This window comes from Caballeronia sp. BR00000012568055, assembly GCF_029439455.1.
Lineage (GTDB): Bacteria > Pseudomonadota > Gammaproteobacteria > Burkholderiales > Burkholderiaceae > Caballeronia.
Genome location: NZ_JAQFVG010000337.1, coordinates 76,137 through 87,643, shown reverse-complemented (window position 1 = coordinate 87,643; position 11,507 = coordinate 76,137). Strand labels below are relative to the sequence as shown.

The 11,507-nt window shown below is 60.2% G+C and carries 6 protein-coding genes and 1 pseudogene; 5 read left to right on the top strand and 2 right to left on the bottom strand.

Features of this window, described 5'->3' with window-relative positions; translation table 11 throughout:
* A partial coding sequence (locus P7F28_RS29325) for a valine--tRNA ligase (protein WP_277188410.1) occupies positions 1-2,816 on the bottom strand: 2,816 nt, incomplete at its 3' end.
* Positions 2,817-3,014: 198 nt separating this feature from the next.
* Here P7F28_RS29325 and P7F28_RS29320 point away from each other — a divergent pair.
* From P7F28_RS29320 to P7F28_RS29300, 5 genes and pseudogenes are all read left to right on the top strand, one after another.
* On the top strand, positions 3,015-5,381 hold the full coding sequence (locus P7F28_RS29320; protein ID WP_277188407.1) for a UvrD-helicase domain-containing protein: 2,367 nt from the start codon (positions 3,015-3,017) through the stop codon (positions 5,379-5,381).
* Positions 5,378-6,124 carry a 5'-methylthioadenosine/adenosylhomocysteine nucleosidase gene (locus tag P7F28_RS29315; RefSeq protein ID WP_277188406.1) on the top strand — a complete coding sequence of 249 codons (747 nt, stop codon included), beginning with the start codon at positions 5,378-5,380 and terminating at the stop codon, positions 6,122-6,124. The genes P7F28_RS29320 and P7F28_RS29315 overlap by 4 nt, the downstream gene beginning before the upstream one ends.
* 180 nt (positions 6,125-6,304) lie before the next feature.
* On the top strand, positions 6,305-6,553 hold the full coding sequence (locus P7F28_RS29310) for a hypothetical protein (RefSeq protein ID WP_277188404.1): 249 nt from the start codon (positions 6,305-6,307) through the stop codon (positions 6,551-6,553).
* Entirely contained in the window at positions 6,550-7,014 is a 465-nt protein-coding gene (locus tag P7F28_RS29305) for a hypothetical protein (protein ID WP_277188402.1), read from the top strand. The genes P7F28_RS29310 and P7F28_RS29305 overlap by 4 nt, the downstream gene beginning before the upstream one ends.
* A gap of 279 nt (positions 7,015-7,293) precedes the next feature.
* Positions 7,294-9,187 (top strand): annotated as a pseudogene (locus P7F28_RS29300) (propionate--CoA ligase).
* Positions 9,188-9,981: 794 nt separating this feature from the next.
* Here the strand turns inward: P7F28_RS29300 and P7F28_RS29295 are convergent.
* The gene (locus P7F28_RS29295; protein ID WP_277188400.1) at positions 9,982-11,220 is read right to left on the bottom strand and encodes an MFS transporter; all 1,239 of its coding nucleotides are present in this window, start codon (positions 11,218-11,220) and stop codon (positions 9,982-9,984) included.
* Positions 11,221-11,507: the final 287 nt, after the last annotated feature.

The window sequence follows — 11,507 nt, the reverse complement described above, 5'->3', positions numbered from 1 at the left end:
TATTCTGCCAGCCTTTTGCGCTCCTGTTCAACGACGGCGGGCGGCGCTTTTGAAACAAAGCTTTCGTTTCCGAGCTTCCCGTTACATTTGCCAATTTCCGTCGTCAGCCGCTCGACTTCCTTCGACAAACGCTCGCGTTCCGCAGCGACATCGATCTCGACTTTCAGCACAAGTTTGGCTGTGCCGACGATCGCGACCGGCGCACCTTGCGCTTCGCTATCGAGCGCGGCTTCATCGGCGATGATCTTGACTTCGGACAAACGCGCAAGCGCTGCAACGTAGGGCGCGAAAGACGTGAGACGCGCCGAATCGCCATGCGCGAGCAGCGGCACTTTCACTGCGGGCGACAGATTCATTTCCCCACGCAGATTACGACATGCGTCGATGACATTCTTCAGTTCGATGGCCCACTGTTCCGCCGATTCGTCGATCTTTTTCGCTTCCGCACGCGGATAAGCCTGCGTCATGATCGACACTTCGCCTTCCTTCGCGCCTTGCGGGAATGCGTCTGTCAGCGGCGCGACCTTCTGCCACAACGCTTCCGTAATGAACGGAATGATCGGGTGCGCGAGACGCAGCACCGTTTCGAGCACACGCAGCAGCGTGCGGCGCGTGCCGGTCTGCTGCTCGGGCGTGCCAGTCTGAATCTGCACCTTCGCCAGTTCGAGATACCAGTCGCAGTACTCGTCCCAGACGAACTTGTAGATCGCGCTGGCGACGTTGTCGAATCGATAATCGGCAAAACCCTTTTCGACTTCCGCCTCCGTGCGCTGAGGCAGCGACACGATCCAGCGACCCGCCTGCGAGAAATCCGTGTAGCCGCCGGGACCGCAATCGCCCGGCTTGCACGCGCCCGGATTCGCGAAGCCGCAGTCGTGGCCTTCGCAGTTCATCAGCACGAAACGCGTGGCGTTCCAGAGCTTGTTGCAGAAGTTTCGATATCCCTCGCAGCGTGCCAGATCAAAATTCACATTGCGACCGAGCGTTGCCATCGAGGCCATGGTGAAGCGCAGCGCGTCGGTGCCGAACGAAGGGATGCCTTCCGGAAATTCCTTGCGCGTTTTCTTTTCGATCTGCGCAGCCGCCTTCGGGTTCATCAGGCCGGTGGTGCGCTTGGCGACCAGCGGCTCCAGTTCGATGCCATCGACGATATCGATCGGGTCGAGCGTATTGCCCTTGCTCTTCGACATCTTCTGACCTTCCGCGTCGCGCACGAGGCCGTGCACATAGACGGTATGGAAGGGCACCTTGCCGGTGAAGTGCGTGGTCATCATCACCATCCGCGCGACCCAGAAGAAGATGATGTCGAAGCCCGTCACGAGCACCGTGGACGGCAGGAACGCGTTCAGTTCCTTCGTTTCGTTCGGCCAGCCGAGCGAGGAGAAGGGCACTAGCGCCGATGAGAACCATGTGTCGAGCACGTCTTCATCGCGCTTGAGTGCGCCTTGGTAGCCTTGCGCGTCGGCTTCGGCGCGCGCTTCGTCTTCGGTTTTGGCGACGAAGATTTCGCCGTTCTCGCCGTACCACGCGGGAATCTGATGGCCCCACCACAACTGACGCGAGATGCACCAGTCCTGGATATTTTCGAGCCACTGATAGTAGGTCGTGGTCCAGTTCTCCGGCACGAATTTGATCTGGCCGCTGCGCACCACATCGAGCGATGTTTCGGTGATCGACTTGCCCGGATTGAACGTGCCTTCCGGCGCGGCCTTGCTCATGGCGACGAACCATTGGTCCGTCAGCATCGGTTCGATAACCACGTTGGTGCGGTCGCCGCGCGGCACCATCAGCTTGTGCGGCTTGACGCTCTCCAGCAGACCGAGCGCTTCGAGATCCTTCACGACGGCCTTGCGCGCATCAAAACGATCCATGCCGCGATACTTTTCGGGCGCTTGGTCGTTGATCTTCGCGTCGAGCGTGAGAATTTCGATCATCGGCAGCTTGTGGCGCTGGCCGACTGCGTAGTCGTTGAAGTCGTGCGCGGGCGTGACCTTCACCACGCCGGTGCCGAATTCGCGATCGACGTAATCGTCCGCGATTACGGGGATTTCGCGGTCGCACAGCGGCAGCGTCACCGTCTTGCCGATCAAATGCTGATAACGCTCGTCTTCCGGATGCACCATCACGGCGGTATCGCCGAGCATGGTTTCCGGGCGCGTGGTCGCAACAGTCAGATGCCCCGAGCCATCCGGCAGCGGATACTTGATGTGCCACAGATTGCCGTCTTCTTCCTCGCTGACCACTTCGAGGTCCGAGACCGCCGTGCCTAGCACCGGATCCCAGTTCACCAGCCGCTTGCCGCGATAGATCAGCCCTTGCTTGTAGAGCGTGACGAAGACATCGCGCACGGCGGCGGACATCTTGTCGTCCATCGTGAAATATTCGCGCGACCAGTCGATCGACGCGCCCAGCCGGCGCACCTGACCTGTAATGGTCGAACCGGATTCCTGCTTCCACGCCCAGACGCGCTTGAGGAATTCTTCGCGGCCGAGGTCGTGACGCGAGATGTCTTTGGCATCCAATTGACGTTCGACCACGATCTGCGTGGCGATACCCGCGTGGTCCGTGCCCGGCACCCACAGCGTGTTTTCGCCGAGCATGCGGTGATAGCGCGTCAAGCCATCCATGATGGTCTGGTTGAACGCGTGCCCCATATGCAGCGTGCCGGTGACGTTCGGCGGCGGCAACTGAATGGAGAAGTTCTTCGCGCCGTCCGCAAACGTCGGCGCGGCGAGACCGCGTTTTTCCCATTCCGGTCCCCAATGGGACTCGATATTCTGGGGCTCGAAGCTCTTCGCAAGCGTGCTGTCGCTCATTGTGAAATCTGCCGAAAAATGCGTGAAAAGATGCGGGGAATCCCCAATTATAAGGTTCGATGCCGCCCGGTCGGATGATTTCGGCCCTTAGCCGGATGGCATAGGCACAAACGCACGCCAACGACGCCATCGGTGCGGTCTTATAATGGCCGGCTACCTCCGTTTCAAATGCGTCAACCGCCGCGTCCCCAATTTCCCATGCCTGAATTGCTCGCCAATCTGAATCCCGAACAGCTCGCCGCCGTCACCTTGCCCGACGAGCCCGCGATGATCCTCGCGGGCGCCGGCAGCGGTAAAACGCGCGTGCTCATCACGCGTATTGCGTGGCTGATCCAGCAGGGTTTCGCATCGCCGCCGACCGTGCTCGCCGTGACCTTCACGAACAAGGCCGCGCGCGAAATGATGTCGCGCCTGTCCGCGATGATGCCGATCGACACGCGCGGCATGTGGATCGGCACGTTTCACGGTCTGTGCAACCGCATGCTGCGCGCGCATTACCGTGACGCCGGTCTGCCGCAAACCTTCCAGATTCTCGATACTTCCGACCAGCTTTCGGCCATCAAGCGCCTGATGAAAGGCCTGAATGTCGATGATGAAAAGTACCCGGCGAAGAATCTCCAGTACTTCATCAACAACGCGAAGGAACAAGGCCTGCGCCCCAAAGACGTCGATGCCACCGACGACTTCAACCGCAAGTTCATCGAACTGTACGAAGCCTACGATCAGCAGTGCCAGCGTGAGGGCGTGGTGGATTTTCCGGAGCTGCTGCTGCGCTGTTTCGAACTGCTCGCGCACAATCCGCCGCTGCGCGCGCACTATCAGGCGCGCTTCCGCAATATTCTGGTCGATGAGTTTCAAGACACCAACAAGCTGCAATACGCGTGGCTGAAAATGCTCGCGGGCGAGCACAACGCCATCTTCGCCGTCGGTGACGACGACCAGTCCATTTACGCGTTCCGTGGCGCGAACGTCGGCAATATGCACGATTTCGAGCGCGAATTCCGCGTGCGCAATCTCATCAAGCTGGAGCAGAACTACCGCTCGCACGGCCATATTCTCGATACAGCCAACTATCTGATCGCCAATAACTCGCGCCGTTTGGGCAAGAATTTGCGCACGGACGCGGGACATGGCGAGCCGGTGCGCGTGTACGAAGCCGCGACGGATTCTCAGGAAGCGGGCTGGATCGTCGAGGAGATCAAGGCGCTGATTGGCACGGGCGTGTCGCGTGGGGAAGTGGCAGTGCTGTATCGGAGTAATGCGCAGTCGCGGACGATCGAGCACACGCTGGTGAACGCGAGCATTCCGTATCGCGTGTATGGCGGCTTGCGCTTTTTCGAGCGGCAGGAGGTGAAGCATGCGCTCGCCTACCTGCGTCTGATCGACAACCCGAACGACGACACCGCCTTCGCGCGCGTGGTCAATTTCCCGACGCGCGGAATCGGCGCGCGTTCCATTGAACAGGCTGCGGACGCGGCGCGTCTCTATAACTGTTCGATGGCCGCCGCCGTGCCTTACGTCACCGGCAAGGCGGGCACGAGCCTCGGCGCGTTTGCCACGCTGATCGCCAAAATGCGCGCGGAAACGCAGCAAATGAGCTTGCCGGAAACGGTCGAGTACGTGGTGCGCGCAAGCGGTCTGGCCGCGTTCTACGAAACCGAGCGCGAAGGGCAGGATCGGCTCGAGAACTTGCAGGAATTGGTGAACGCGGCGGCGGCTTTCGTCAGCGAAGAAGGCTACGGACTCGATACCCCCGCGCGCTCCATTCCGCTGCGTCCGGGCGCGACCAACGCGCCGGAAATCGCATCGGTGAGCGAGGATGGCGAGATCGAAGTGCTCGATGCGCCGGGCATCGCCGATCCGGCGCAGAATCCGGACACCATGACGCCGCTGGCTGGCTTTTTGTCGCACGCATCGCTTGAAGCGGGCGATAACCAGGCGCAGGCCGGACAAGACGCCGTGCAATTGATGACCGTGCACGCAGCGAAGGGGCTGGAATTCACGGCGGTGTTCATCACCGGATTGGAAGAGGGCTTGTTCCCGCACGAGAACAGCGCGCAGGAATCGGACGGGCTGGAGGAAGAGCGTCGGCTGATGTATGTGGCGATCACGCGGGCAAAGGAGCGGCTGTATCTGTCGTTTGCGCAAAGCCGCATGCTGCATGGTCAGACGCGCTACAACATCCGTTCGCGTTTCTTCGATGAATTGCCCGAAGGCTCGCTCAAATGGCTGACGCCGAAAGTCGAACCCGGCGCGCGCTGGGGCGGACGTTCGGACAATGCGGGTTGGGGCCGCGACTGGTTCGCGCGTCCGGGTCAGGAGCGCGGCGGTTCTTACTATGAGAACGGCCAGACCAGCCCGGTGTTGCCCGCATTCGCCAACGAGCAGCGCGCAGCGGAAAGCGGCTTCAAGGTCGGACAGGCGGTTTTCCACACCAAGTTCGGCGAAGGCACGGTGACGGCGCTCGAAGGCTCCGGCGGCGATGCGCGCGCGCAAGTGCGCTTCAAGCGACACGGCGAAAAGTGGCTGGCCTTGTCGGTCGCGAAGTTGCAGACGGTCGAATGAAGCGTCTCGGCGTGATGGCGGCATTGCCGCAGGAATTGGGCGATCTGCTTACGCAAATGCGTGCATCCGGCGATGTGCAGACCGTGACGCTCGGTCAGCGCGAATATCACGTCGGCGCGGTGCGCGGCGCGAATGTGGTGGCGACCTTGGCGCGCGTCGGCAAGGTCGCGGCGGCGACGACCGCGAGCGCGCTGATCCACGCGTTCGAAGCCGATGCCATCGTATTCACCGGCGTCGCCGGCGGCGTGCATGCGGATGTGCGCGTCGGTGATATCGTCGTTGCGGATTCGTTGATGCAGCACGATCTCGACGCCTCGCCGCTGTTTCCTCGCTACGAAGTCCCGCTGCTGAATCGATCGCGCTTCGATGCGGATCGTGCGTTGTCGGCAGCGCTGGCGAACGCGGCGCAGGCGTTTATCGCAGAAGAAGGGCAGGCGCTGGCAGCGCGCTTTTCGATCGATAAACCGCGTGTGCATCGCGGCTTGATCGTGAGTGGCGATCAGTTCATCGCGAGCGCGGGGAGCGTGAACGCGCTGCGCGACGCCTTGCCGAATGCGCTCGCAGTCGAAATGGAAGGCGCGGCGCTCGCGCAGGTCTGCTACGAATACGGCGTGCCTTGCGCCGTCGTCCGCACCATTTCCGATACCGCCGATGCCGAAGCGCCCGCTTCGTTCGCCGAATTTCTGATCGCGATTGCGAGCACGTATTCGTCGGGCATGCTTGCGCGCTTTTTCAAGGCTTGATTTCCCTTTCTGTTAGTTTGTATCGCTAACTAAATCCCTATTTCGAAAGCTGAAAAGCCGCTGCGGGAAAACCCTGCGACGCGCGGCCGCATCAAAACAAAAGCTTTTCAAAGCCTCCCGATTTCGCTTGTAGTTGAGAATGATTCTCAATACAATGAGTCGCACGAATGGAGGCAACACATGACCACCGAGACCACCGCGATCGGATTGAGAGCCGAATCGACGGAATTGACACCAGAAACCGGCGCGATTGCGGTGAATGCCGCGAAAGTGCTCGAGACGACGCGCCGCGCGTGGAGCGAGGCGTCGGCGCAGGCGCCGCAAAAGGTTGAACGACGCGCATCGAAAGCCGCGCGCCGTTTTCGCCGTACGCGCGCGAGTCTGTTCGAACTCGCCGCATTGCATTACTGGAGCCCGAAACCGCTGTGAACGCCATTCTCCCGAATAACTCGCTCGCCCTCGACGAACGCATGTTCGACGCCAGCCGTTTTCCTCTGGTGCGTCAGCGCGTGCGCGCGGTCAAACCCGGCTACGCATTTGCGTGGAGCGCGCAAATGCGCCGCCTGATCGCGCTGGCGACGCCGTTTGTCATCGTTACCGAATACGCCGCCGATGAAACCGCCGACGACCGCCGTCTGCGCGCGGCCTGGCTGCGGGCGCATCGCGCGCAACTGGCGGCGTATTGCCGTGGCTTCATCGTGATCGAACCGCGCATCGAAGCACGGGCGACGACGCGTGAAACCCTGCGCGCGATGACCGAAGGCAGCGGCGTGCGAACGGTCGTCGTATCGAGCATGCGGGTGGCGGGCGAACTCGCGCCGGTGCTGCTCAAGCATTCCGCAAGCGAAGCCGTCGAAACGTCAGTCTCACGCAGCCGCGCGATTATCTAAAGTCGGACCGATCAGGGCGCGCCCTGTCTGGTAGCGCAACACGCGCCGCTATATGCTAGGGTCTGTTCACATGCAAAACGACCATGCGTTGCCCCGTTCGGGGCAACCCTTCGGGAACACCTGAACTCGGGCGCATGGCGGCGTCGTGCGTCGCTTGTTTGGCCCGCCAAACGGCGCTCCTTACTCCTTGCCCTGCGCCCGATTTCAGGCGTTCGCATGGCCGTTTTACATGTGAACAGACCCTGGGGCCAATCGCCTTCCGCATGAAAGAGGACGCGCATGCCGACTTACCGAGACACCTATCGCCGGTCGATCGACGAGCCCGAAGCGTTCTGGGCCGAACAGGCGCGCCGCATTCACTGGCATACGCCGTTCGAGCAGGTTCTCGACCGGAGCAATCCGCCGTTCGCGCGCTGGTTTATTGGCGGGAAAACCAATCTGTGTCATAACGCGGTGGACCGCCATCTCGCGTCGCGCGCGCAGCAGGACGCGCTCGTGTATGTATCGACGGAAACGGGCATTCATCACCGCTATACCTACGCCGAACTGCATGCGGAAGTGAACCGCATGGCCGCCGTCATGCGCTCGCTGCATGTGAAGAAGGGCGATCGCGTGCTGATCTATTTGCCGATGATCCCCGAAGCGCTGTTCGCGATGCTCGCGTGCGCGCGCATCGGCGCGGTTCATTCGGTGGTGTTCGGCGGTTTCGCCGCGCCGAATCTTGCCGCGCGTATCGACGATGCCGAGCCTGCGCTGATCGTCACCGCCGATGCGGGCGCGCGCGGGCAAGGTGATCGATTACACGCCGCTGGTGGACGAAGCCTTGTCGCGCGCCGAATTCAAGGTGCCGCAAGTGCTGCTGATCGATCGGCAGCTTGCGCCCGAGCGTTTGCAGGCAAGCTATCTCGTCGCCTACGAACCGCTGCGCGAAAAATTTTTCGATGCCCACGTGCCGTGCGAATGGCTCGAATCGAACGAGCCTTCGTACACTCTTTATACGTCGGGCACGACCGGCAAGCCCAAAGGCGTGCAGCGCGATGTCGGCGGTTACGCGGTCGCGCTGGCGGCATCGATGGAGCATATTTTTCAGGGCGCACCGGGCGATACGATGTTCACGGCATCGGATATCGGCTGGGTGGTCGGGCATAGCTACATCATTTATGCGCCTTTGATTGCGGGTTTGACGACCGTGATGTACGAAGGCACGCCGATTCGTCCTGATGGCGGCATCTGGTGGCGGCTGGTCGAGCAATACAAGATCAACCTGATGTTCACCGCGCCCACGGCCATTCGCGTGCTCCGGAAGCAGGACGCATCGCTGATGGAGAAGTACGATTTGTCGAGCTTGCGCACGCTGTTTTTAGCGGGCGAACCGCTCGATGAACCGACTGCGCAGTGGGTGCAGAGCGCGCTGAAAAAGCCCGTCATCGATAATTATTGGCAGACCGAAACAGGTTGGCCGATGATCGCGATTCCGCGGGGTATCGAAGAATTGCCGTCCAAGCTCGGTTCGCCGGGCGTGCCGTCGATGGGCTTCAATCTCACGCTTCGCAACGAAGTCACCGGCGATGTGTGTGCGGCGGGTGAGAAGGGCGTGGTTGCTTTGGATTATCCGTTGCCGCCGGGCTGTATGCAGACCGTGTGGCGCGACGATCAGCGCTTTGTCGATACGTACTGGCAGAGTGTGCCGGATCAATTGCTCTATTCGACCTTCGACTGGGGTGTGCAGGACGAGGACGGCTATGTGTCGATACTTGGGCGTACTGATGATGTGATCAATGTGGCGGGGCATCGGTTGGGGACGCGGGAGATCGAGGAGGCGTTGTCGTCGCATCCTGCTGTTGCCGAAGTGGCGGTTGTTGGTATCGCGGATGCGGTGAAAGGGCAGGCTGCGGCGGCGTTTGTTGTGCTGCGGGATCCGGATCGGATTAATGCTCCTGGTGCTAGCGAAGGGCTTCAAGCGGAGCTTTGTCATGCCGTCGATTCGCAGCTTGGGGCGATTGCGCGGCCGGCGCGGGTTTGTTTTGTTTCTATGTTGCCGAAGACTCGGTCGGGGAAGTTGCTGCGGCGGGCGATTGCTGCTTTGGCTGAGGGGCGGGATCCTGGGGAGTTGCCTACGATTGAAGATCCTAGTGCGCTGATGCAGGTCAGGGAGGCGTTGGGCGGGCAGTAATTTCTTTGCTGCTGCCTTCGTCTTGCGTTTTGTTTCAGTAGCCGCCTCCCCGGCGGGGGGTAACTTTCTTTGCTGCTGCAAAGAAAGTCACCAAAGAAAGCAGCTTTTTCAAGCAGACACTGCATGTTGAAAGGGCAAGTGGATTAATGGTTTCTCTAGGTAACAATAGCCCGCCGCCACGGAGGCCTGCCCGGCCTGTCAGCGAATAGGTACGGGCAGTTTAAGCACCTCTGTTTCCTTAGCAGAGCGGATCGCGCTCATGCTTCCAGCGTGCGCGCCTTGCGCGCCGCCGGGCGTTATTCGAGGGAACCCGGCAGAGCACCCAGACAACGCCAAAGCAAATCACATCGCGATAACGTTATTCGGCCCAACGTTGTTTTGCGCTTCAATTCCCGCAAGCCTTAAAGTAGCGGTACGGCCGAATAGCGTTCAAACGATGACGCTTGTTTGTTCGTGATACTACGCATTCTCTGTGTTTCCCTTATAGACCCCTACGGCGATGGCGCGTGAGCGCCGGACACGCCGCGTTTAAGAGCGCGTACCGCTTTGTTAAGGAAATAGAGGTGCTCGTAGATCCGTACCGAGCCCTTGACAGGCCGGGCAGGCCTCCGTGGCGGCGGGCTATTGTTACCAAGCGAATCTATTAATCCACTTGCCGTTTCAAGAGGCAGTGTCCGGTTGAAAAAGCTGCTTTCTTTGGTGACTTTCTTTGCAGCAGCAAAGAAAGTTACCCCCCCGCCGGGGAGGCGGCTACTGAATATCAAGCACAACAAACAGCAGCAGTACCCCAAAAATCAAGCATGCCCCTCATGCGTCTTAGGCAACAAAACCGTCAGCACCCCAATCAACGGCAAGAAAGCACAAACCTTATAAACATAATCGATGCTGGTAGCATCAGCGAGATGCCCGAGCACGGCAGCACCCACCCCGCCCATCCCAAACGCAAACCCAAAGAACAGCCCAGCGACCATCCCGACCTTACCGGGAATCAACTCGGTCGCATAAACAAGAATGGCCGAGAAAGCAGAAGCCAGCACAAGCCCGATGATGACCGACAGCACGCCCGTCCAGAACAAATTCACATAAGGCATCAGCAAAGTGAACGGCGCAACACCAAGAATCGATACCCAAATAACAGCTTTGCGCCCGACCTTGTCACCCACCGGCCCGCCGACGATCGTGCCCGCCGCCACCGCCGCCAGAAACACGAACAGATGAATCTGCGCCGCCTGCACCGACACACCGAACTTGTTGATCAGATAGAACGTGAAGTAGCTCGTGATGCTCGCAAGATAAAAGTACTTCGAGAACACCAGCAGCACCAACACGCTCATCGCCATGATGACCTTGTTGCGCGGCAACGCAGGATGCACCGACTGAGCGCGTCCCTTCTTGATCGCCGGATGGCGCTTGTACCAGCGCCCGATATTCGCGAGCACGAACATCGCGACCAAGGCCGCCGCTGAAAACCACGCGATACTTTTCTGCCCATTCGGAATCACGACGAGCGCAGCAAGCAGCGGCCCGAGCGATGAACCCGCGTTCCCGCCGACCTGAAACACCGACTGCGCCAATCCGTGCTTACCGCCCGAAGCCATCCGCGCCACCCGCGATGACTCCGGATGAAACACCGACGATCCGCATCCGACCAGCGCCGCCGCGATCAGCAGCGTGCCGAAGTTGCCCGCGACCGACATCAGCAGCAGTCCCGACAACGTGAATCCCATCCCGACCGGCAGCGAATACGGCTTTGGATGCTTGTCGGTATAAAGCCCGATCAACGGTTGCAGCAGCGACGCCGTTACCTGATACACCAGCGTGATCATCCCGATCTGTCCGAAGCTCAGCGAGAACTCGCTTTTGAACATCGGATAGATGGCCAGGATCAGCGACTGAATCATGTCGTTGAGCAGGTGCGAAAAGCTGATCGCGCCGAGCACGGAATAAACAGTGCGCTGGGCGCTGGCTGCGGGAGCGTTGGCGGAAGCTCCGCCTGCGGGCGACAAAGTGCCCTCGGTCGAACTGGTCTGCATGGTCGGTAAATGAAAAGAACTGCGTCTCGGATTATTTCTGGTCAGCAAGCGATTCATGCGCTTACTGAATTTCTAACAAGTGTAGGGTGTCCTCGTTGCGTTGTCCTGACAAGCTTTATCGCGAATCGGACAATGCGCGGACATGCGCGCCGCGTCCACTGCACCACAAGTCACCATTCGTCTGACGCAAGGCAATTTTGTCGATATATAAGAACGTTCGTGCGGACGCTAAAGAAATAATCGAAGCGTGCCGACAGACAACGAATGCCCGCGCGTACAAGACGCGG

Coding starts and splice junctions, on each gene's coding strand:
- P7F28_RS29310 (WP_277188404.1), top strand. CDS start 6,305: ATGACCACCGAGACCACCGCGATCGGATTGAGAGCCGAATCGACGGAA.
- P7F28_RS29320 (WP_277188407.1), top strand. CDS start 3,015: ATGCCTGAATTGCTCGCCAATCTGAATCCCGAACAGCTCGCCGCCGTC.
- P7F28_RS29315 (WP_277188406.1), top strand. CDS start 5,378: ATGAAGCGTCTCGGCGTGATGGCGGCATTGCCGCAGGAATTGGGCGAT.
- P7F28_RS29295 (WP_277188400.1), bottom strand. CDS start 11,220: ATGCAGACCAGTTCGACCGAGGGCACTTTGTCGCCCGCAGGCGGAGCT.